Source organism: Salinicola tamaricis, assembly GCF_003006155.1.
In the GTDB taxonomy this organism is placed as follows: domain Bacteria; phylum Pseudomonadota; class Gammaproteobacteria; order Pseudomonadales; family Halomonadaceae; genus Salinicola; species Salinicola tamaricis.
The window spans coordinates 2,896,129-2,917,285 of sequence record NZ_CP023559.1; the positions used below are offsets into that span (position 1 = coordinate 2,896,129).

The 21,157-nt window shown below is 60.5% G+C and carries 16 protein-coding genes and 5 pseudogenes; 14 read left to right on the forward strand and 7 right to left on the reverse strand.

What is annotated here, in order from left to right; all coding sequences use genetic code 11:
* Positions 1-452 precede the first annotated feature (452 nt).
* The 4 genes from CN538_RS13370 to CN538_RS13380 all read left to right on the forward strand — a co-directional run bounded on the left by CN538_RS13370 (position 453) and on the right by CN538_RS13380 (position 4,297).
* The gene (locus tag CN538_RS13370) at positions 453-1,787 is read left to right on the forward strand and encodes a KAP family P-loop NTPase fold protein (protein ID WP_106419750.1); all 1,335 of its coding nucleotides are present in this window, start codon (positions 453-455) and stop codon (positions 1,785-1,787) included.
* Positions 1,788-2,438: 651 nt separating this feature from the next.
* Complete coding sequence (locus tag CN538_RS23065) at positions 2,439-2,630, forward strand: hypothetical protein (RefSeq protein WP_242495108.1); 192 nt, start codon at positions 2,439-2,441, stop codon at positions 2,628-2,630.
* On the forward strand, positions 2,627-3,778 hold the full coding sequence (locus CN538_RS13375) for an MFS transporter (RefSeq protein ID WP_277985174.1): 1,152 nt from the start codon (positions 2,627-2,629) through the stop codon (positions 3,776-3,778). The genes CN538_RS23065 and CN538_RS13375 overlap by 4 nt, the downstream gene beginning before the upstream one ends.
* Before the next feature lie 207 nt (positions 3,779-3,985).
* Positions 3,986-4,297 (forward strand): DUF6482 family protein, encoded by a 312-nt coding sequence (locus CN538_RS13380; protein ID WP_129591371.1) that lies wholly within the window; start codon positions 3,986-3,988, stop codon positions 4,295-4,297.
* A 737-nt stretch (positions 4,298-5,034) separates the two neighbouring features.
* On the opposite strand, the gene CN538_RS19985 is transcribed toward CN538_RS13380, so the two are convergent.
* The gene (locus CN538_RS19985) at positions 5,035-5,256 is read right to left on the reverse strand and encodes a hypothetical protein (protein ID WP_129591372.1); all 222 of its coding nucleotides are present in this window, start codon (positions 5,254-5,256) and stop codon (positions 5,035-5,037) included.
* Positions 5,257-5,387: 131 nt separating this feature from the next.
* A complete protein-coding gene (locus CN538_RS13385) occupies positions 5,388-5,804 on the reverse strand; it encodes a hypothetical protein (RefSeq protein ID WP_106419752.1) in 417 nt (138 codons plus the stop codon).
* Between the two features lie 271 nt (positions 5,805-6,075).
* Here CN538_RS13385 and CN538_RS13390 point away from each other — a divergent pair, with 271 nt between their 5' ends.
* Complete coding sequence (locus CN538_RS13390) at positions 6,076-6,699, forward strand: Crp/Fnr family transcriptional regulator (protein ID WP_242495109.1); 624 nt, start codon at positions 6,076-6,078, stop codon at positions 6,697-6,699.
* 153 nt (positions 6,700-6,852) lie between these two features.
* Here the strand turns inward: CN538_RS13390 and CN538_RS13395 are convergent, their stop codons facing one another.
* Both CN538_RS13395 and CN538_RS13400 read right to left on the reverse strand, forming a co-directional pair.
* Entirely contained in the window at positions 6,853-7,263 is a 411-nt protein-coding gene (locus CN538_RS13395) for a carboxymuconolactone decarboxylase family protein (RefSeq protein ID WP_106419754.1), read from the reverse strand.
* Positions 7,264-7,433: 170 nt separating this feature from the next.
* Positions 7,434-7,757, reverse strand: a complete 324-nt coding sequence (locus CN538_RS13400; RefSeq protein WP_106419755.1) for a glycine zipper domain-containing protein — start codon at positions 7,755-7,757, stop codon at positions 7,434-7,436.
* Positions 7,758-8,093: 336 nt separating this feature from the next.
* Between CN538_RS13400 and CN538_RS26385 the strand changes: the two are divergent.
* Positions 8,094-8,652, forward strand: a pseudogene (locus CN538_RS26385) (LysE family translocator).
* Between the two features lie 12 nt (positions 8,653-8,664).
* On the opposite strand, the gene CN538_RS13410 reads toward CN538_RS26385, so the two are convergent.
* Positions 8,665-10,320: an acyl-CoA dehydrogenase family protein gene (locus CN538_RS13410; RefSeq protein ID WP_106419756.1), complete on the reverse strand. Its 1,656-nt coding sequence runs from the start codon at positions 10,318-10,320 to the stop codon at positions 8,665-8,667.
* A 498-nt stretch (positions 10,321-10,818) separates the two neighbouring features.
* Here CN538_RS13410 and CN538_RS24540 point away from each other — a divergent pair, with 498 nt between their 5' ends.
* Both CN538_RS24540 and CN538_RS24545 read left to right on the forward strand, forming a co-directional pair.
* Positions 10,819-11,328, forward strand: coding sequence for a linear amide C-N hydrolase (locus CN538_RS24540; RefSeq protein WP_106419757.1), 510 nt, complete (start codon positions 10,819-10,821; stop codon positions 11,326-11,328).
* The gene (locus CN538_RS24545; RefSeq protein ID WP_164999604.1) at positions 11,325-11,861 is read left to right on the forward strand and encodes a linear amide C-N hydrolase; all 537 of its coding nucleotides are present in this window, start codon (positions 11,325-11,327) and stop codon (positions 11,859-11,861) included. Before CN538_RS24540 ends, CN538_RS24545 begins: the two co-directional genes overlap by 4 nt.
* Before the next feature lie 77 nt (positions 11,862-11,938).
* Here CN538_RS24545 and CN538_RS13425 read toward each other — a convergent pair whose 3' ends face one another.
* Positions 11,939-12,709 (reverse strand): GGDEF domain-containing protein, encoded by a 771-nt coding sequence (locus tag CN538_RS13425; RefSeq protein WP_164999605.1) that lies wholly within the window; start codon positions 12,707-12,709, stop codon positions 11,939-11,941.
* Between the two features lie 698 nt (positions 12,710-13,407).
* Here CN538_RS13425 and CN538_RS13435 point away from each other — a divergent pair.
* Together CN538_RS13435 and CN538_RS13440 are read left to right on the forward strand one after the other, a co-directional pair.
* Positions 13,408-13,968, forward strand: a complete 561-nt coding sequence (locus CN538_RS13435; protein ID WP_242495111.1) for an NUDIX hydrolase — start codon at positions 13,408-13,410, stop codon at positions 13,966-13,968.
* Positions 13,969-14,064: 96 nt separating this feature from the next.
* Entirely contained in the window at positions 14,065-14,559 is a 495-nt protein-coding gene (locus CN538_RS13440; RefSeq protein WP_035475934.1) for a glutathione peroxidase, read from the forward strand.
* 32 nt (positions 14,560-14,591) lie between these two features.
* Here the strand turns inward: CN538_RS13440 and CN538_RS13445 are convergent, their stop codons facing one another.
* Entirely contained in the window at positions 14,592-14,996 is a 405-nt protein-coding gene (locus tag CN538_RS13445) for a DUF7079 family protein (protein WP_106419761.1), read from the reverse strand.
* 186 nt (positions 14,997-15,182) lie between these two features.
* Between CN538_RS13445 and fabV the strand changes: the two are divergent.
* From fabV to aceE, 4 pseudogenes are all read left to right on the forward strand, one after another.
* Positions 15,183-16,384 (forward strand): annotated as a pseudogene (gene fabV / locus CN538_RS13450) (enoyl-ACP reductase FabV).
* Positions 16,385-16,449: 65 nt separating this feature from the next.
* Positions 16,450-17,447: pseudogene (locus CN538_RS13455) on the forward strand (GlxA family transcriptional regulator).
* A pseudogene (gene ampD, locus CN538_RS13460) lies at positions 17,444-18,013 on the forward strand (1,6-anhydro-N-acetylmuramyl-L-alanine amidase AmpD). The pseudogenes CN538_RS13455 and ampD overlap by 4 nt, the downstream one beginning before the upstream one ends.
* 443 nt (positions 18,014-18,456) lie before the next feature.
* Positions 18,457-21,152 (forward strand): annotated as a pseudogene (gene aceE / locus CN538_RS13465) (pyruvate dehydrogenase (acetyl-transferring), homodimeric type).
* Positions 21,153-21,157: the final 5 nt, after the last annotated feature.

Below are 21,157 nucleotides of genomic sequence, written 5' to 3' on the forward strand. Positions count from 1 at the left end.
GTTTTGCCTGATGTTCGAGCAGAAGGGCACGGATACCGAGCCGCGAGACGGGTAACGGCGCGCTGGTACCGGGAAACAGGGGGTCAGTGATGGGCGGGCGAAAGGAGAGAGCGCGTAGACGCTCAACACTGGCAAGGGTCTACAGATGACAATTGATATAGTTGAATAAATCTGTGTAAGCCAGCAGAGGGGAGACTCGTGCCTGAAGAGCTGTTGCATAAGCTGTATGGGGAGTTCTTTCTGTTTGTCGGGGGAATGCTTGTACTTTCGTTCTCATGGGTTATTGTCGAGGCAAAGATAAGGAAGCGCTTTTTTTAGGAGATTAAAGAGATGTTGGCGATGAATAAAAGAGCTGGTGAGTGCTAAGAAAAGATCGTGTCGCTTGGATGTGGTTTGAATTTTGAAAAGTGGTGGTTTTGATAAGAGTGGGGCATGGATTATCAGGAGGGTAAGTGTCAATAACACCGTTTTCTCATGATTACTTGGCAGAAAACACTGGCTCCAGTTTGCTGAAAATTGTCGAAGCACTTAATGGCGGAGAAGTGATATGCCTTGATGGTGGCTGGGGCACAGGCAAAACTCATTTTTGTAAAAAATTTGCGGAGCAAGTCGAGAAGGCGGGGTATAGGTGTCTTTATTTTGATGCTTTTAAGAACGACTTTCAAGATGATGTGTTGGTTTCTCTATTAGGTGAAATGGTATCTCTAGAAGATAAAGGGGAGCGGCATGAAACAGTTCGTAATTTTTCAAAATGGGGAAAGCCATTTTTAAAAGGTGTGACCAAGGCTGCCCTGAAAGGAGCGAGTCGTGGAATTATAGATTTGGATGAAATGGATAGCGCTGTTGCACAAGAAGCAGCAAAGGAGATGATGCTGTCGACAGAAGCCTATTTGAGCGAGGCCATTGATAACTATGGCAAAAAAGAAGAAAGTCTAGCTCTACTTAAATCCAAGTTTGAGTCGTTAGCGACGGCGGGGGACAAAAAAGGCCTGGTTTTTATAGTTGACGAGCTGGATAGGTGTAGGCCGAATTTTGCTATAGAGATTATAGAGAAAATAAAGCATGTCTTTGAAGTGGATTATGTCACTTTTCTGCTTTCCATGAATAAGGCGCAGATGTATGGTGCAGTGAAACATTTATACGGCTGCGAGAATAAGGCCGCGGAAATCTATCTGGATAAGTTTATATCAACTACCGTTTCGCTGTCTCGTGTGATCGAAGCCTATAATGACTCTTCAATTCAGAGGTCATCTCTTTATCAGTATGCAAAAGAAAAATGTAGTCGTGATCTTGCAGGGTTAATACCAGCTGATATGGTCGTCCTCCTCTCGGGTTTTATAGGCTATTATGCAGCCAGACAGTCATTGTCTTATAGAGAGGTGAATTCAGTGCTGAACAAAATAAAAATATTGGCGATTATTAAGGGGGAGGAGGAATGGGATGATGAGGTTGTATGCGTGGCTGCTTTTATAGCCTCTGTTGCGAGCAATTTTAATGCGCAAAAATGCATGAATGTTGCAGTTTCTGAGCAATATGACAATGTTGTGGCAAAGATTTTTTTTAATAAGGGGAGGGTGGATGGATATATACCAAGGGCGCCTGAAAGTAGAAAGGTTCTTGAGGATGCGGGAATTTATCCAAGCTACTTATACATCTATTCTGTCTTAGGTTACGACGGGGATAGGTTGGATAAGATTTACAAAAGCCAAATTGAAAGTCTTTATAATGATAAAACCCAGATAAAGGAATTTGTGTTGCAGTTTTTAAAGGTTATTGCTGCTGTGTAGTGGATGTGCGTTTTATTTCTAAAGGTTGAATAGCACCCCTTTGTGACTTGCAGAGGTTATTGATTGTCTTTCTATATTTAATCCAAAATCCGCCGGTTTGCATCTCTATCATCATGCTGGCCCTATCTGTAGACGTGTCAACCAACTGTTAACGGCGTTGACGACTAGAGACGTCCGTTGACGGTTTCAGGTCTGCGTAAGTAGTTGTTTTTTTGGGGTGTAGACAGCCACTGACTTCTCGCGCTCGAACTCAAAATCCGTCAATTAGAAATCGCATGCCTACGCCGGATTTGATCATCGCTGACCTTGTTGACGTGAGGGCGACACTGGATGTCTACCCCCCACCGCTGCCGGATGTTCATTTCTGCACATTGATCGAGAATGTATCCTCAAACAAGACCTCGTGCCTGTCTGTCGGCGGTAGAAGCGTCGCGCCTTCCATTCGTGTAGCGCATACCCCTGCACGCCAGACCTTTCGTGCCTTCCGGCTGGTCTCGCGCGCGCCATTAGACTAAAGCCTAGCAGCTTATATGACAGAAATATGACAGTTTGCGCGTCCGTTCTCTTTCGAAAGTGAACATCGTGCTCGCCTGCCTGTCGGCGAGTCGGCCGGTGGGGTATCGGCACTCATTCCGTGTTCACGAGGTAATCATGCTAGGCATCTTCAAGGCGGGTGGCGCGGCGGCGCGGCTGCCCGAGGCGCGTATCGATCCGGTCTATCGGCGGCTGCGCTGGCAGATCTTCGCCGGGATCTTCTTCGGCTACGCGGGCTACTATCTGGTGCGCAAGAACTTCACCCCTGGCGATTCCGCATCTGGTGGAGCAGGGCTACTCGCGTGGTGACCTGGGCTGGCGCTGGCCGGGGTCTCGGTGGCCTACGGTATCTCGAAGTTTCTGATGGGCGCGGTCTCCGACCGTTCCAACCCGCGCCTCTTTCTGCCGACCGGGCTGCTGCTCTCGGCGCTGATCATGTTCCTGTTCGGCTTTACCGACTGGGCCACGTCCAGTGTGGCGATCATGTTCGTGCTGCGTTCCTCAATGGCTGGGTGCAAGGCATGGGCTGGCCGCCCTGTGGTCGCACCATGGTGCACTGGTGGTCGCAAAAGGAGCGCGGGCGCATCGTGTCGACCTGGAACATCGCCCATAACGTCGGCGGCGGGTTGATTGGACCGCTCTTCATCCTGGGTATGGCCTGGTACAACGACTGGCACTCGGCATTCTATGTGCCCGCAGCGGTAGCGGTGGGCGTGGCGGTATTCGCTTTTCTGACCATGCGCGATACGCCCCAGACCTGTGGGTTACCACCGATCGAGGCGTACAAGAACGACTACCCGGAAGGGTACGACGACTCCCACGAGAAGGAGTTCTCCACTCGCGAGATCCTGGTCGAGCACGTGCTCAAGAACCGGCTGCTGTGGTACATCGCGCTGGCCAACGTCTTCGTCTACCTGCTGCGCTACGGCGTGCTCGACTGGGCGCCCACCTACCTGCAGGAGGTGAAGGGCTTCACCGTCGATAAATCCTCTTGGGCCTACTTCCTCTACGAGTGGGCGGGCATCCCGGGCACGCTACTGTGCGGCTGGCTCTCCGACCGGCTATTCAAGGGCAACCGTGCGGCAACCGGGATCACTTTCATGGTACTGGTGACCCTGTTCACCGCGCTCTACTGGCTGACACCCCCCGGGCACGCCATGCTCGATATGTTCAGCCTGATCGCCATCGGTTTTCTGATCTATGGCCCAGTGATGCTGATCGGTCTCCATGCGCTCGAGCTGGTGCCCAAGAAGGCGGCCGGCACCGCGGCGGGGTTCACTGGCCTGTTCGGCTATCTGGGTGGCTCGGTCGCCGCCAGTGCGCTGGTGGGTTACACCGTAGATGCCTACGGCTGGGACGGGGGCTTTGCGCTGTTGATCGGCGCCTGTGTGCTGGCCATTGTGTTGCTGGCGATGACGTCGCGCCACGCCGCGCGCCAATCGCCAACCGGTGGCTGACAACGCTGCGGCTGACAAGTCCTCGACTGACGAGGTCTCGACCACCAACGCCCTGATTGCCTCGCAGTCGGGGCGTTGGCGTCTCTGACGAATCGGGAAGGCTTCAAAAATGAAAAGCTGTACAGAATAAAAATATCGTACAAGACTTGTGTCATTGGTTGGCGTGGGCATTAGCCGTGCTCTGGCTGCAACGCTTGGGAGGCGACGATGACATTTCAAGAATTGGTGAAACTCGCTCGGCAGGGCGCTATCGAGGAGCTCCATGTCGAAAAGCTCGAAGGCGATCTCTTCCTCTATCGAGCGGTGACCTCGGCGGGCAGCGAGGTGGTCCAGAACGAATCGGGCGAGGTGCTGCGGCCCGCCTCACTGCAGGATGCGCGCAAGCGTCTGCGCCATGCCGGTGGGTTCGATGGGGTGCCTCTGTATCTGGTACAGCAGTCCCCGTACGACGAGATGATCGGTCTGGAGGGCGAGCAGGAGGCGCACAAGGCTCCAATGTCGCTTCATACCGGTACCTGAGAGTAAGACGCAAGATGCGCCGGGGCACGCGATGATCGTCGGACGCGTGCGTAGCCATCCTGATATTTCGCCGACGCAAAAAAGCCCGATGCGTTGGCATCGGGCGGAAAGATCGCTCAGAGAAGCGACCATGAACGCGATGTGGCGGGCGGTGCTTGTCGCTCGCCTTCGGATCGTGATGGCATGAATCATGCGCCAAGATGGCGCATTTTTCACTATTTAGCGCATTCTAATGTTGAATGTTTTTTTCTTACGCTGCGATAGTGCAGGGCGATCGGCCAGTGTCACGTAGGCCAGCGTCAATAACCATGGGGTGCGACCACAGCGGATTGGAGGGTCAAGGGGCTATGACGGATCAAATGAAAAGCCCGTGGCGCGCTGATCTCCATGGTGGTGGAGGGCGGCCGCGGGCGGTATTACGTTATGACATGCTTCGAGTGCGCTTGTATGCGCACTTCCGTTCATGGTCGTCTGTGTCTGTCATGAATCGAACGTAGACCGGCTCGCTTGCACGGGCAGTCTGGTGATTCACAAAAGCAGTCTACGCCGGTTTTTCACGCCGCAGCATGGGAAAATTGTAACTAGCCGTCGATTGTTAAGTATAATTAGCTTCGCATCTGGAAAGCGCTCAGCTTTCTTGTTCGAACCCGCTATGGTGCCAGCGCATGTAAACGAACCTTGACTGCTCGGCGCCATCCGCGGCACGGCTTGCCGCTTCTATTGCGGTAGCGGGTCATTCAGGCCTTGCGGGGTCTTCCTTGTGGTCCGATCGGTGTCTCCAGCGCCAGCTTGATCGCCTTGTCGCGATCGTAGCCCCGGTCGACCAGGGTCTTGACCCGGCTCTTGAGGGTTCCCAGCGGCATGCCCGCTTGTGCGGCCAGACTTGCCAGGCTCCCCGGTTGACGCCGGCTGCGTTTGCGTTCGGGGAGGCTTGCCAGTTCGTGTTTCGTCAAGCGCACGACGCGTTCCTTGTCACAGCCATGAAAAAAACCGCTAAATTTCGTTAGCAATCTCATCGTTCTATCGGCAGTGCCCGGGATTTCTTCACCGCCGCGCTCGGATGGTCGAGAGCGCGGCTGTCCGTCGTGTTTCAGTCGCTGGACTTGGCATCCAGGCAGTCGGCAAGGCCGGCGGCGTTCAAGGTCTGGCGGCAGGTGTCCTGAGCGGCCTCCGGCAGGGTGAACTCACACAGCTCGGGATGCAGTGCCCAGAGCAGGTCCTGTTCGATCATCGAGCGGGCATTGTGGGGGTGGAGATGGAGTTTCTCCATGGCCACCAGCCTGGCGGCATCCAGCCCCTCCAGTGGGCACCAGGGCGTGGCGCGGAGTTCGCGAACCGAGGTTGCGTAACAGGTGAGCAGGAAGAAGCCGAAGGCTTCGCATAAGGCTTCCCGGTAAGCCGGGTCTTTGGTGTTCGCTTCCGAGCGGGCGAGACCATGCTTGGATAGGGCACCATGAAGTGCGGTTTGCCACAATCCTGCGTAGTCGAAATCTGCACTCTCTTGCATGGGGTAACGTCCTGTCGTCGATGAAGAGGGCCTCGATTGTTTATCGGCAGAGCGCAGGTGAGCCTGATCCTCTGGGTGCCATTTCGCTCGCCGATCTAACCGGTGTTATATAACTCGCTTTCCTAACATGCTGTCATGCCTGAAAAATTTCAAAAGGCAAGGAAGCATGGGTCAGCAGGAAGGCTGTCTATCTCAGCATTTCAAACATTATGGTAGCTTGTCCGCGAGCGAGTGCCGTCGGCTCGATGGACTGGAAGGTCCGGCTCTGGAAATGGTCAAGGGGCAGGTGTTCTGGCGTGAGGGCGATGCCGCACGCGAGTTCGGTACACTGAGCCGGGGCTGGGCCTACTCTTTCCGTGATCTGGAGGATGGCACCCGCCATATCCTGGAAGTGTTCATGCCGGGGGATGTGATCGGGCTGCGCGAGTTCCCTTTCAAGCAGCGGCTGTCGAGCGTGGCGATGCTGGAGGATGGCGAGATCCGCCTGACGCCGCACCGGCGGCTGATCGAAATCTTCCGCGACTCATCGCGTCTGACCTCATTGTGCTTTGCCGTCTCTTCCTACCAGCAGGCGCTATTGAGCGAGCGTCTCGTTCACCTGTCGCGGCGCAGCGCGCGTCAGCGGGTCGCTTATCTCCTGTTCGAACTCTATTCGCGCACCAAGCGTAACGACGACTCGATAGGAGAGTGCTTCCGCGTGCCGCTGTCACAGCAGCAGCTCGCCGATGCGCTGGGGCTCTCTCCGGTGCACGTCAGCCGGACCTTGACCGCCTTTCGTCAGGAGGGGGTACTACGCCGTCTGCGCGGCTGGGTGCATCTGCTCGATCCCGCTGCGTTGGAGGCCGAGGGTAGCATCGTGGGTCATCTGCATGATGAGATCGAGCGGGTGGAGTGAGGGCACGTCCGTGACCGCGTCACGGTGGCTGACGCTTTCTGCCAGGTGAACCTCTAATGCTACTTTTTTGAGCTGTGTATCTAGCGGTAGAGGTCGAAAACCCCGCCTTGGCGGGGCTTCGAGGATGAGCTCTGAAGAGACCGGACGACGCGATCAGATCGCTGCGCGGCGCGAAGCGCGGCTCAGCGCGCTGGTCATCTCGATCGCCATGGTCAGGTCGGCCAGTTCACGCGCCGAGAACGCGGTGAGCGCCAGCTTGCGCATGGCCGGGTCGGCCGGGCGGAAGCGGGTGAAGGATTCACACCAGGCGAGTGCGGCCTTTTCACGCTCGTCGAACTCGTCGGATTCGGACCAGGCGTCGAGCGCCGAGAGCTTGCTGGGAGCGATGCCCAGCGCCTCCGCCTGCTCCTGGCGGAAGTGGGTGCAGGTCAGGCAGCCGTTGATCTGAGATGCCCGCAGCTCGGCGAGACAGCGAATCGACGGGTCCAACGAACAGGCATGTAGGGATCGGGCGGATCTGTCGATGTGTTTCACGTCGATCGTCTGCCACTTGTCAGCGCTCATCTCGGATCTCCTGAAAGCGGGTGTGCCACGATTAAACGACTATCGTTCTCAATATTCCACAGCTTCGATTGGAAAGTTTAATCGTGGTTAATCATTGAAGCTATGGTTACCGCGTGCGGATTCTCGCTACCCCTCCACTCGCGACTTGACGCCTCCACGTGCGACCTGTGTCAGCGGCGGCCGAGCAGCAGGCCGATCACCGCGCCTGCGGCTGCCGCAGCGCCGATGGCCCGCCACGGGTTGTCGCGTACATAGCGGTCGCACTCGTCGAGAGAGCGGCGGGTCGAATGGCTCAGGCGGCGCTGGCGCCGGCGGGCTTCGGCTGCCGTGCGGGCATATTGCTCCTCGCTGCGCAGGCGGGCTTCCTCGATGGCGTCCGCGGTATCGTCGCGCAGGTCGCGTCCCAGCGCCCGGCTCTGATCGCCAATATCGTGAATGTCGTCGCGGATACGGTCGACTCGCGCTTGCGAGTCATCACGCTTGAATAGGCTCATGGTCCACCTCCTTGGTGTCTGGACCTGTGACAGCGTAGACGGGGAAAAGTGTCCTGGCGATAGTGCTCGGTGGATGGCGCTTGGTGGATGGCGCTTGGTAGATGGCGCTTGGCGCTGGATAGCGTACGACGGGTGACTAGCGACCGGACGATATCGGCATGCTGGCTCTGTGCGCCCGCGGGTAGTAACGTCTGCACTCGTCCAGGCCTGGCCGGCTGTCATGGTCATCGCTCGCCGACTTTTTATAAAAAGCCTAGTCACATCGAGTCATGCAAGGAGTTGAGCGTGTCCCCGGAACTCTGGTTGTCGCTGTTGCTGATCTGTGCCCTGGGGGCGATGTCGCCGGGCCCGAGTCTGGCCATGGTGATGCGCCACACCGTCAGCGGCGGGCGTGCGCCCGGGGTGGTCGCGGCGCTCACCCATGCGCTGGGGTGGGGCTCTATGCCGGGTTGACCGTGCTCGGCCTGGCCACGGTGATCGCGCATCAACCCTGGCTGTTCCGGCTGGTGACGCTGGGTGGTGCGCTCTATCTGGCCTGGTTAGGCGTGCAGGCGCTGCGCGCCGGGGGTGGCGAAGGGCTGCGGGTGGCGCAGGTCGCCAGTGGCCGCCGGATGGCCATGCGCGATGGCCTGCTGGTGGCGCTGGGTAACCCCAAGCTGATCGTGTTCTTCGTCGCGCTGTTGAGCCAGTTCGTGAGTGCCGACATGAGTGCCGCCGGGCGCTGGCTGATCGTGGCTACGGCGACCCTGGTGGGACGGCGGCTGGTATGTGCTGGTGGCGCTGCTGCTTTCGCATTCGCGGGTGTTACCGTGGCTGCAGCGTCGTGCGGTGTGGATCAACCGCCTTACCGGTGTGGTTACTGCTGGGGTTGGCAGCGAGGGTCGCGCTGGGCTGAGCTAGCGGCCGTTCACCCCAGCCGCGCCAGGATCTCGGCCACCGGGGCGGCAGTCGGCAGCACGCCATACTGCGGCGTGGGCGCGGCCAGGCGCGTGGCACAGAAGGTCTCCGCCACGGCGGTCGGCGCCTGGCGCAGCAGCAGCACGGCCTGCAGCGCCTGGGCCATGCGCTGGGTCAGCCAGCGTGCCTGCGCCGCCTGCGTCTCGGCGGGTGCGGCGAGCAGGGTATCGAGCTCTTCCAGGGCGCTATCCAGCGCTGGATGCCCGCCGCGTGCCGGTGCCAGTTCCTGGCGCAACGCCGTAATGCTCTCCGGGTGACGCGCGAGGATGCGCAGCACGTCGAGACAGATCACGTTGCCCGAACCCTCCCAGATCGAGTTGACCGGCGCCTCGCGGTAGAGACGCGCCAGCGGTGACTCCTCCACGTAGCCGATCCCGCCCAGGCACTCCATCGCCTCCGCCATGAAGCCGGGGCCGCGCTTGTTGTGCCAGAACTTGGCCAGTGCCGGCAGCAGTCGTGACAGCGCCGCTTCATGGGCGTCGGTGGCGGCGCGATCCATGGCCCGGGCGCCGCGCATGGCTAGCCACAGGCTGGCCTCGGTCTCCAGTGCCAGGTCGGCGAGCACGCGCTGCATCAGAGGCTGCTCGACCAGGCGGGCGCCAAAGGCCGCGCGTCCGCTGACATGCGCGTGGGCGGCTTGCAGTGCCTGGCGCATCATGCCGGCCGGTGCGGTAGCGGCATCCAGCCGGGTCTGCTGCACCATCTCCAGAATCGCCGCGACGCCGCGCCCCGGCTCGCCCACCAGTTGTGCCCAGGCGCCGCGGTACTCGATCTCGGCGGAGGCGTTGGCGTGGTTGCCGCACTTCTCTTTCAGCCGCTGGAGCTCGATCGCGTTGCGCTCACCATCCGGGGTGAAGCGTGGGGCGAGAAAGCAGGAGAGACCCGCATCGGTCTGCGCCAGGGTGAGAAAGGCGTCCGACATCGGCGCACTGCAGAACCACTTGTGCCCGCTCAGCCGATACCAGGCGCCGCTGCCCGGGGCTTCGACCGGTTCGGCCCGGGTGGTGTTGCGGCGTACGTCGCTGCCGCCCTGTTTTTCGGTCATCGCCATGCCGAAGGTGTTGGTCGACTTGTGCCACGCCGGCAGCGCGCGGGGGTCGTAGTGGCAGCCGCGCAGGCGCTGTTGCCAGCCCGTGTCGGCTTCGAGATGGCGCAGTACCGGCATCGCCGCATGGGTCATGGTGAGCGGGCAGCAGAAGCCGGGTTCGGCCTGGGTCAGCAGATAGAGCCCGGCGACGTGGGCCTGATGGCCGCCGTCATGCTCGCGCTCCCAGGCCACGGCGTGCCAGCCGCCCTCGATCGCCAACGTCATCAGCGCATGGTAGGCGGGGTGGTAGTCGACCTCGTCGAGGCGTTGGCCGTAACGGTCGAAGGCGCGCAGCGTGGGGGGATAGCGGTTGGCTTGGTCGGCCCACTCGGCGATGTCGGGCTGGCCCAGGCGCTTGCCCAGACGCGCCAAGCGCTCGCTGACCCAGGCCGGGGCCGCGTAGGCGACGGCATCGCGCAGGGCGGCATCGCTGGCCCAGAGATCGGCGACGGCGGGCGCGCAAGGCTGATTCTCGACCCGGTGGGTGGAAAGCTCGGTACGCGGGGCATAATCGGTCATGCGCGGTCTCCGAAGCCTGAGATTCGATAGGGGACTCCTGAGCATAGCGCCCGGCGCCTAGGTTGAGCGCAGCCTTCGACCAATGCGGCAGGCATTGGCCTGAGCGAGGGGAAACACGCGGGGAAGGTGATGCAGGAGACGATGAGGTGAGTGCAGGGTGCTTGCGCTGGGGTGAAAAGTCAGCGAGCGAGGACTAGGTCTTAGCACTCAGCCAAGGCAAAAATCGGTGAAGAACGGACCGTGCTGGCGCTTCAGTCGGTCTTGAATGCTGTATTGTCGAGTCGGATGGTTTTCGTCCAAAGCCAATTTCGATGCTGAATCAATAGGCGTCGTCTGGCTGTCTCGATAAGGCTGTTCCGGGTCGCGTCTCGGTTTTTTGTGGGGCGTTTTTCCCTTGTGATGAATGGGCTGGATAATGTGTCGGGCTTTTTTTCAGCCCGCGCTAACGTGAGCCAGGCGCTGTCTCTGCAGCAGCCGGTATAAAAAAGGAAAGGGTCCATGTGTACCAGGGTTTTGAACAATATCGATGTCTCCCATGTGACGGTCGGTCGATGCATGGATTGGGAGTTCATGTTGCCTGCGTATGTCTACTGTCAGCCCGCCAACCGCTACTGCCAGGGGCTCGGTTCGGAGCAAGCGCTCGAGCTGGGAATCGATAAAGCGCATATTTTAACGTGGCAAGCACGCTATGCGTCGGTGACGACGCAAGTGGGAGAAGAGGGGGTGTTTGGCACCGATGATGGTATCAATGAAGCGGGATTGGTTGTTAATGTTCTCTACGACGCTGGCTGCGATTATGGTGCGGTACCGTCCAGTGGCGACTTTCATGCGCTGAGCGTTCTGCGCTGGGGGCAATTCATACTTGACGGCTTTGCCACTGTGGGTAGTGTACTCGAGTATTTCAAGTGCCACCACATTCATCTTGTGAGTGAGTCTGTCCCAGGTGACGAGTCCTCTGGTGCTGAATGCATGTTGCGTTGTCGGATGCAAAAGGCGATTCCGCGGTGATCGAATTGCATGACGGGAAAATGGTTTTTTACGAGAATCCGCAATATACGGTAGTGACCAACCAGCCCAGTTATGAGACGCAGTTGGTGATGTCGCAGTATTGGTTTTATCAATGGGGGTTGTCAGAGGCGATCAATGATAACCCCGTGTATACCTGCCCGGGTGGGGACACCCCGGTTCAGCGTTTTCAGCGGGCTTGCTTCTATCGTTATATGCATCGTACCCAAGAGGGCCGAGTAGATCGGCTTATGCAGGTGCGTTCGATGATCAATACTTGCGCCGTACCCCTTGGCTTTCAAGCGGATAATCATGGGGGAGATGATAGCCCCTATACGCTATGGTTGAACCTGGCTGACAGTCAGCAGCTACGCTACTATTTTTTGTTTACAGATCGCTTGGGCGGGCTGGAGTTCGACGTCAAGGGGGTTACTGAAACCAAACGGCTCAAGGTGGCCGGTGAGGGGGCGACGACATTGAGTCATGGGCGGGCCAATGAAATGATGCAGCCTTGTGCGCCGTTGTTCGAAGATTGATAGTAGCTGGTTTTAGATTGATAGTAGCTGGTTTCAGATATGGGATCGCACCGACGCGGGCGGTCCCGTATCTTTAATTAGAGAGAATATTTGACCAGCTTGTAACAATTCTTGCCCGAGGTTTTGGCGCTGTATAGGGCTTCATCCACGCAGCGTAGTGTTGCACGGTGCTCTTTGGCGTTGTGAAATGCACATCCGAGACTGACCGTCACTGGGCGCCCTGTAGCGAACGGATGGCTCGAGACGGCTTCCAACAAGCGCTGCGGGAGTCTCATCACTTCTTTTTCGTGGTCGGCATGGATCGCGATGATGAACTCTTCACCACCCCATCGTCCGACGGTGCCATCGGGGCCTGCGACAGACTGCATGACCTTGCCCAGACTGACGAGAACCTCGTCGCCGACCGCGTGCCCGAATTCATCATTGATACTTTTGAAATTGTCCACGTCGGCCATGATGATAAATAAGCTTTTCTCTGAGTTCAGGAGTAGGTCTTCCATATGGCGACGATTGAATAGCCCGGTCAAGGCGTCAGTCGATGCCAGAGTCCTCAGTTTGTCGTTGGATTCCTGGAGAAGCTGGTGAGCGTAGCGACGGCTGGCTTCGTAATAGCACGACAGCATGAAAAGCAATAGATAAATGGCGATGATGTTGGCGAAAGAGTCCCTGTCCCAGGGGGCTGGCTGCCAAATGCCCAGGTTGCTGCCTGATAGCCACATGACAAACGCTAAATACAGAAGGCTGTAAAGCGTGCCATACAGGTAGCCCAGCAAAAAGATGCTGATCAATGGCGCGACAAAGGCCCAGGCCAGCGAGTAGTCCAGGTTGTTTCTGTCTACCATGACCATGAAGCAGACACCTGTCACCATCAGTATCAAAATGAATGATGCCAGTAAGATCCAGCGAAAACGCAGGAAAGGTATAGCGATAATCCACCCAGTAATGTGCCGATCAAATCGACGTAAAAAAGAGGTGGGTAGTAGTCAATGACCAGGTTGTAGAATGTGAAAAACGCCGATATGGCAGTGCAAGAGAGAATCGTGATGAGAATCAAGCCTAGGCGGCGGTACTGGTCGTTGGATTTGGAAATATTGAGGTATTTGGATAGCAGGAACTCAACCACTTGTGTGCCTTTTACGTTCAATGTGGTTCTTCCTTTCTCATGAATTGGTTCTTGTTATTGTTCGAATCATGATGCATGAAGGCAGATTGAAAGGTGCATTGTATACCTAAAAATGGCGGGGTTGGAAAGCCCTCCCTCCGGCGCCGAGGTCGCGCAGCACGAGCGCCGCTTAGGGCGGCATTGTTGGAACGGAAATCACATGTGGCGGGCGTAGAAATCTGGCCCTCGACCCGGTGGGTGGAAAGCTCAGTGCGCGGGGTGTCATCGATCATGCCCGACCTCCGAAGCCTGAGACTTGATGGCTTTGACCCTGGAGCCTAGCGCTGGGCGATGACGTTGGTGTGATAGTCGACCCAGGCGGCAGTGGGGAATGGCAAGGGCATGGCATAAAGCACTGAGACGCAGCGGCAGGCGATGAGGAGGATGGAGGGTGCTAAGCTGGCGCGCATCTTCTGGCCGAAAGAGCGTGAGCGTTTCATGAGCGAGACCGTGATCGCCGACGAGCAGGTGCAGCTCGTCGATCCTCGCAACCGCCCCTGTGGCAGCACCTCCCGGGTGACCCTGCGGCGCCTGGGATGCTGGCATCGCGCCACCTACATCGTGGTGCGCAATCCGGCCGGTGAGCTCTGCGTACAGACGCGGACCCTGATCAAGGAGACCCACCCGGGCTGGTACGATCTTGCCGCCGGCGGCGTGGTCGGAGCGGGGGAGGCGACGCTGCCGGCGGCGCGGCGCGAGCTGGAGGAGGAGCTGGGCATTCGGCGGGTACCGTTGGCCGCACTGGGCGAATTCCGTTTCGTCGACGGCGCCCTGCGCATCTACGGCAGCCTCTACGGGGTGCGCTACGCCGGCCCACTGCGCCTGCAGCCGGAGGAGGTGGCGGCGGTCAGCTGGATGACACCATCAGCGGCGCTGGCCCTGGAGCACGCCACGCCGGATACCCGTGTCGCGCTGGAACTGGCATTGCGCCAGGATGGCTGGTGAAGCGCTGCCCGGCGTGGCAACCTTGTCGCCTCGATGTTCAACGAACCCGTCGCGCTTCGCGGCGACGGCGTTCCAGGTCAGGATGAGCGGCCCGCCATGTCGCTGTACACGCAAGACTGCCGCACCCATGCCGGCGAACCCTTCAATCTGCGCGCCCTGCGTGGCCAGGTGCTGCTGGTGGTCAACGTCGCCAGCCAGTGCGGTTTCACACCCCAGTTGGAGGGGTTGGAGAAGCTCTATCGCGAGTACCGCGACCAGGGTTTCACCATTCTCGCCTTTCCATGCAATCAGTTCGGCCGCCAGTCGCCGGAGTCGGCCAGCCAGTTCGGCGCTTTCTGCGAACAGCGCTACTCGGTGACCTTCCCGGTGATGGAAAAGGTCAAGGTCAACGGCCGCGACGCCCATCCGCTGTTCACGCAGTTGAGGCGGCAGGCGCCGGGGTTTCTCGGCAGCACGCCGATCAAGTGGAACTTCACCAAGTTCCTGGTTGGCCGCGATGGCCAGATCATCCGCCGCTTCGGCCCGCGGGCGTCGCCACGCTCGCTGCGGCGAGACATCCAGAAAGCGCTGGATACGCCGTTCTCGGCGTGAGCCTCGTGTGAGTTTCTCAGATGGGTGGGCGCTCAGGTGGGCGGGCGTTCGCCGCGCGCCACCATCAACCGATACACCAGCTCGTCGAAGCGCGGCCGGCTCATCATGGTGGTGAGCCCGGAAAAGAGGGTGGCAACGGCCTTGCGTGTGCCGCTCAGGCGGCGGTTATGGCGAACCAGGCGCAAGAGCAGCAGGTTTTCGTCGAACGCGCGCCACTCGCCCGCCATCGACACCTGATAGCGCACCATCACCGGCGACATCTCCAGCCGATAGACCCACTCCAGCTCTTTCAGCGTCAGACCGCTGGCCTCGATCTCGCGCACCATGCGCGCAAAATCCGTCTCGCGCGGCTCGCGCTCCAGCCACAGCGCTGACAGCGCCAGCCACAGCGCGCCGCGACGGGCGATCAACGTTTCGATTTCCTGTTCGTCGCTCATGCTGACTCTCTGGCCGCAGGGGCTCGGGGGGAGATATGGCGCGCCATCTTCGGACAGTGGGCAGGCAGACACAAGCCTACGTGGCCTGCGCACAAGTTTTCGTCACCCTGTTAGAATGCGCACAACATCGCTGTGGGAGGCATCTCCTGGAGCGTCCCGATTCGGTACTGAAAGACGAGGTTAGACGTGATCATCAAGCCCAAGGTCCGCGGTTTCATCTGCACCACGACTCACCCGCTCGGCTGCGAGCGCAACGTGCTCGAACAGATCGAGGCGACCCGCGCCCATCTCGATGGCGTCGAAGGCGGGCCGCGCAACGTGCTGGTCATCGGTGCCTCCAGCGGTTACGGCCTGGCCGCCCGCGCATCACCGCTGCCTTCGGCTACGGTGCCGACACCCTGGGTGTGTTCTTCGAAAAGCCCGGCAGCGAGAAGAAGCCGGGGACTGCGGGCTGGTACAACGCCGCCGCGTTCGACAAGTTCGCCAAGGCCGAAGGACTCTACAGCAAGGCGATCAATGGCGACGCCTTCTCCCACGAAGTCCGCGAGAAAGCGATCGAGCTGATCCGTGAAGACATGGGCCAGATCGATCTGGTGATCTACTCGCTCGCCTCGCCGGTGCGCAAGATGCCGGACAGCGGCGAGCTCAAGCGCTCCAGCCTCAAGCCGATCGGCGAGACCTACACCGCGACCGCCATCGACACCAACAAGGACACCATCATCGAGGCGTCGGTGGAGCCGGCCACCGAGCAGGAGGTCGCCGATACCATCGATGTCATGGGCGGCCAGGACTGGGAGCTGTGGATCGACGCCCTGGACAAGGCCGGCGTGCTGGCACCCGGTGCGAAGTCGGTGGCGTTCAGCTATATCGGCACCGATATCACCTGGCCGATCTACTGGCACGGTGCCCTGGGCAAGGCCAAGGAAGACCTCGATCGCGCCGCCGGCGAGATCGATGCGCGCCTCGGTCAGCAGGGCGGCAGCGCCAACGTGGCAGTGCTCAAGTCGGTGGTGACCCAGGCCAGCGCCGCGATTCCGGTGATGCCGCTCTACATCTCCATGGTCTACAAGGTGATGAAGGCACAGGGTGTCCACGAGGGCACCATCGAGCAGCTCAATCGGCTGTTCGGCGAGCGCCTGTATGCCGACGGCGAGCCGCCGCTCGACGAGGCCGGACGCCTGCGTCTGGATGACTGGGAACTGCGCGACGATATCCAGGATGCGTGCAAGGCGCTGTGGCCGCAGGTCACCAGTGACAACCTGTTCGAGCTCACCGACTACGCCGGCTACAAGCACGAGTTCCTCAAGCTGTTCGGCTTCGAGCGCGACGACGTCGATTACGATGCTGAGGTCGATCCGATGGTCGAGTTCGATGTCGTCCAGATGTGATCCGCGTGCGTTGAGCGGCCAGGGCGGCGGGGGCCCGCGGGCGTGATGCCAAGAGTCTCGACAGCGTGACCACGTCGGCCCACGATGCCCCACGGCAGGTGGGGTTCGTTCTCCTGCCCGGATTTTCGCTGTTGGCCCAGGCCTGCGCCATCGAGCCGCTGATCGTTGCCAATGGCCTGGCCGAGCGACGTCTCTAGGGGTGACGACCTTCGGCATCGATGGCCGCCCGGTGGCCAGCGTGGCCGAGCTGGCGTTGACACCCCAGGGCGTGGCCGGCAGCGATGCGCGCCATCTCGATCTGCTGTTCGTGTGCGCGCCGCCGCTGGCCGTCGAGGTGGCACGCGATGCCAGCGACACCCTGCTTGCCTGGCTCAAGCGGCTGGCCCAGCGGGGGGTGACGCTCGGCGGTATCGCGGGCGGCACCCAGTGGCTGGCCCGCGCGGGGTACTCGACGGCTATCGCGCCTCTATCCCCTACGCCAGCGCCGAATCCTTCAGCCGTGCCTTTCCCGCGATCCACGTTTCGCATCAGCTGTTCGAGATCGACCGCGACCGTTTGACCTGCGGCGGCGGCACCGCGGCAATGGACATGCTGATGACCCTGATCGGGCAGCAGCAGGGGGCGGCGCTGGCCCAACGCATCTCCGAGCACTTCGTGTGCGAGCGTATCCGTATGGCCGACGAGCCCCAGCAGTTGCCGCTGCGCTCGCGACTGGGTAACGCCCCGGAGAGTCTGCTCGAGGCGGTGGCGCTGATGGAGGCGAATATCGAAGAGCCGCTCACCACCCACGAGCTGTCGGCGCATCTGGGGATCTCCCGGCGTCAGCTGGAGCGGCTGTTCAAGAAGCATCTGCAGGCGGTGCCCAGCGCTACTATCTCAACCTGCGCCTGCAGCGCGCGCGCCGGCTGCTGCGCGAGAGCGATCAGGCGGTGGGCGATATCGCCCTGGCTCACGGCTTCTCCTCGGGGCGCACTTTTCCACCAGCTATCGTCACCACTTCGGCATCAGCCCGCGCGATGAGCGCCTGGTGCAGGTGGCCCGCGACCCGGAGGGCGACGCATGACGCTGACGCTCGATCAGCACTGGCTGACCCAGGCGCGGCGGGTGCCTTCGCCCAACGCCAACGCCCGCCCCGCGGGGGAGGTCTCGGCGGTGGTGGTGCACGGTATCAGCCTGCCGCCGGGCGAGTTCGGCGGGCCGGCGATCGAACAGCTGTTCACCAATACGCTGCCACCTACGGCGCACCCGTATTTTGCCACCATCGCTGCGCTGCGGGTCTCGGCGCATCTGCTGATCCGCGCGATGGCGAGCTGGTGCAGTTCGTGCCCTTCGATGCCCGCGCCTGGCACGCCGGGCGTTCGCGCTGGCGCGACGACTCTGGCCGCCTGCGCGAGGGGCTCAACGACTTCGCCATCGGTATCGAGTTGGAGGGCACCGACGAGCGCCCCTATCGGGCGGCGCAGTACCACGCCCTGGCGACGGTATTCTCTGCCCTGATGCAGCACTACCCGGCGATCACGCGGCGCGGCTGGGGGCCACGCGCACATCGCGCCGCTGCGCAAGCGCGATCCCGGTCCGGCCTTCGACTGGGCCTATCTGCGTCGCTGTCTGAGCAGAGCCACTGCCTGACAGCCGCTAGCCTGACAGCCCCCGGCCTGACAAACCCTGGCCGGCTGCTATGGTGAGGAGGTCAGCGGCTTAGGCCAGGGCTTGGCGGTGAGTGTGTCAATTCAGCGTTGGTTTGCCCCGAGGTAAATTCGCTACCGCCTGGCGGGGCATCGATCGTCGTCTGGCTCAAAATACAAGTGCTTGAAAAAGCGGGATTTATACGAGCGTTTGACGCCAGGAGAGGCGGCGATGAATTGGCAGCGGTGCGCGTTTTGCGGTATCTTCTTCGCCGGATTTTCCGCGTCACGCACGCCCGCTGTAATTCAGTTACAGCCGAACAATCTCGGAAAGCGGCCCCAAAAGAGCTGCACCTGCACCGAAGAGCGCATATTCCCAAGCCCCGCTGCGGCTACCCGCCACGGCCGGGCGAATGGCAAACCTTTTTCCCATTCGGAGAGTTGTCTATGAGTCTGGAGACACGAGAAGATCTCGATCCGGTCGAAACCACGGAATGGCTGGACTCCCTGGCCGGTCGGTCGTCGAGCATGAGGGCGAGGAGCGCGCTCGGTACATCCTGAGTCGGCTGGCTGACCGCCTGCGTCGTGACGGCTCTTCGCCGCCGTTCTCCGGCACCACGCCGCACCGCAATACCATTCCGGTGCATCGTGAAGCCAAGATTCCCGGCGATATGTTCATCGAGCGCAAGATCCGCTCGGCGATCCGCTGGAACGCCATGGTCCAGGTGCTGCGGGCCAACAAGAAGCACAAGGGACTGGGTGGCCACAATCGCCAGCTACCAATCCAGCGCGACCCTCTATGAAGTCGGCTTCAACCACTTCTTCCGCGCCGACAACGGTGACCACAAGGGTGACCTGCTCTATATCCAGGGCCACGTGACGCCGGGCATCTACGCGCGCTCGTTTCCTGGAAGGGCGTCCTCGACGAGACGCAGATGGACAGCTTCCGTCAGGAAGTCGATGGCGAAGGTCTGCCGTCCTATCCGCACCCCTACCTGATGCCGGACTACTGGCAGTTCCCCACCGTCTCCATGGGGCTAGGTCCGATCCAGGCGATCTATCAGGCCCACGTGATGAAGTATCTCAACTCGCGTGAGCTCGAGGACATGCAGGACCGCAAGGTCTGGGCCTTCCTCGGCGACGGCGAGTGCGACGAGCCGGAATCCCTCGGCGCGCTGCATCTGGCCAGCCGCGAGAAGCTCGACAACCTGATCTTCGTCATCAACTGCAACCTGCAGCGTCTCGACGGTCCGGTGCGTGGCAACTCGCGCGTGATCGACGAGCTCGAAGGCGTGTTCCGCGGTGCCGGCTGGAACGTCATCAAGGTGGTCTGGGGCGGTCTGTGGGACCCGCTGTTCGAGAAAGACACCAAGGGCATGCTGCAGAAGCGCATGGACGAGGCGGTCGACGGCGAGTACCAGAATTACAAGGCCCAGGGTGGCAAGTACACCCGCGACAACTTCTTCGGCAAGTACGAAGAGACTGCCGAGATGGTCAAGGATTACTCCGACGAGGAGGTCTTCCGTCTCAACCGCGGTGGCCACGACCCGCAGAAGGTCTATGCGGCCTACCATGAGGCGGTCAACAACGCCAATGGGCGTCCAACCGTGATCCTGGCGCACACCGTCAAGGGCTACGGCATGGGTGGCGGCCACGGCGAAGCCGACATGGAAGCGCACCAGATCAAGTCGATGGACGTCGACGCGCTCAAGGCGTTCCGTGACCGCTTCGGCATCCCGGTCTCCGACAAGCAGATCGAGAGCGGCGACATCCCCTACTACAAGCCCGACGACGACAGCCCGGAGATGAAGTACCTGCATCTCCAGCGCGAGAGGCTCGGCGGCTTCCTGCCGGCGCGCAAGTCGGACTTCGAGGCGCTGGAGATTCCGGGGCTCGACGACAAGATGTTCGCCACCCAGCTCAAGGGCTCCGGCGACCGCGAAGTCTCCACCACCATGTCCTTCGTGCGTGTGCTCAACGGTCTGGTCAAGCACAAGCAGCTGGGCTCGCGGGTGGTGCCGATCATTCCTGACGAAGCGCGCACCTTCGGTATGGAAGGGATGTTCCGTCAGCTCGGTATCTACGCCGCCGAAGGCCAGAAGTACGAGCCGATGGATGCCGGCCAGATCATGTACTACCGCGAGGACAAGAAGGGTCAGATCCTCGAAGAGGGCATCACCGAAGCCGGTTCGATGTCGGCGTGGATCGCCGCGGCGACCGCCTACGCCAACCATCACCTGCCGCTGATGCCGTTCTACATCTACTACTCGATGTTCGGCTACCAGCGTATCGGTGACCTGGTGTGGGCCGCCGGCGACCTGCAGGCGCGCGGCTTCATGGTCGGCGGCACCGCCGGGCGTACCACCATCAACGGTGAAGGTCTGCAGCACCAGGACGGCCATAGCCACATCCTGATGTCCACGGTGCCCACCTGCCGCGCCTACGACCCCTGCTATGGCCACGAAGTGGCAGTGATCGTCCAGGACGGCCTCAAGCGCATGTTCCAGGACAAGGAGAACTGCTTCTACTACCTGACCGTGATGAACGAGAACTACGCGCATCCGGAGATGGTGGAAGGCAGCGAAGAGGGCATCGTGCGCGGTATGTACCGCCTGCGCGAAGGCAAGGCCGCCGCCAAGAAGAAGCAGCCGCGGGTCCAGCTGCTGGGCAGCGGTACCATCCTGCGCGAAGTCGAAGCCGCCGCCGAGATGCTCGCCGAAGAGCATGGTGTGGTCGCTGATGTCTGGAGCGTGACCAGCTTCAACGAGCTGCGTCGCGAAGCGCTGGAATACGATCGTCAGCAGTTCCTCGACTTCGACGAGAAGCGCGAGAAGCCGTGGGTGTCGCAGCAGCTCGAAGGCACCGAAGGGCCGGTGATCGCCGCGACCGATTACATGAAGCTCTATGCCGACCAGATCCGTGCCTGGGTGCCGGGTGACTTCCATGTTCTGGGTACCGATGGCTTCGGCCGCTCCGATACGCGTGAGCAGCTGCGTCACTTCTTCGAGGTCGACCGCTACTACGTCACCGTTCAGGCGCTGCGTGCCCTGGCCAAACGCGGTGAGATCGACGGCAAGGTCGTCAACGACGCGATGAAGAAATATGGCCTCGATCCGGCCAAGCCCAGCCCGCTGGTGTCTTGATCGGC

Bases quoted from the DNA above. Each gene is read 5' to 3' on its own strand.
- CN538_RS13385 (WP_106419752.1), bottom strand. From the start codon at position 5,804: ATGCAAGAGAGTGCAGATTTCGACTACGCAGGATTGTGGCAAACCGCA.
- CN538_RS13390 (WP_242495109.1), top strand. From the start codon at position 6,076: ATGGTCAAGGGGCAGGTGTTCTGGCGTGAGGGCGATGCCGCACGCGAG.
- CN538_RS13445 (WP_106419761.1), bottom strand. From the start codon at position 14,996: ATGAGCGACGAACAGGAAATCGAAACGTTGATCGCCCGTCGCGGCGCG.
- CN538_RS23065 (WP_242495108.1), top strand. From the start codon at position 2,439: ATGCTAGGCATCTTCAAGGCGGGTGGCGCGGCGGCGCGGCTGCCCGAG.
- CN538_RS13425 (WP_164999605.1), bottom strand. From the start codon at position 12,709: ATGGTCATGGTAGACAGAAACAACCTGGACTACTCGCTGGCCTGGGCC.
- CN538_RS13380 (WP_129591371.1), top strand. From the start codon at position 3,986: ATGACATTTCAAGAATTGGTGAAACTCGCTCGGCAGGGCGCTATCGAG.
- CN538_RS13435 (WP_242495111.1), top strand. From the start codon at position 13,408: ATGGAGGGTGCTAAGCTGGCGCGCATCTTCTGGCCGAAAGAGCGTGAG.
- CN538_RS13440 (WP_035475934.1), top strand. From the start codon at position 14,065: ATGTCGCTGTACACGCAAGACTGCCGCACCCATGCCGGCGAACCCTTC.
- CN538_RS13410 (WP_106419756.1), bottom strand. From the start codon at position 10,320: ATGACCGATTATGCCCCGCGTACCGAGCTTTCCACCCACCGGGTCGAG.
- CN538_RS24540 (WP_106419757.1), top strand. From the start codon at position 10,819: ATGTGTACCAGGGTTTTGAACAATATCGATGTCTCCCATGTGACGGTC.
- CN538_RS13400 (WP_106419755.1), bottom strand. From the start codon at position 7,757: ATGAGCCTATTCAAGCGTGATGACTCGCAAGCGCGAGTCGACCGTATC.
- CN538_RS13395 (WP_106419754.1), bottom strand. From the start codon at position 7,263: ATGAGCGCTGACAAGTGGCAGACGATCGACGTGAAACACATCGACAGA.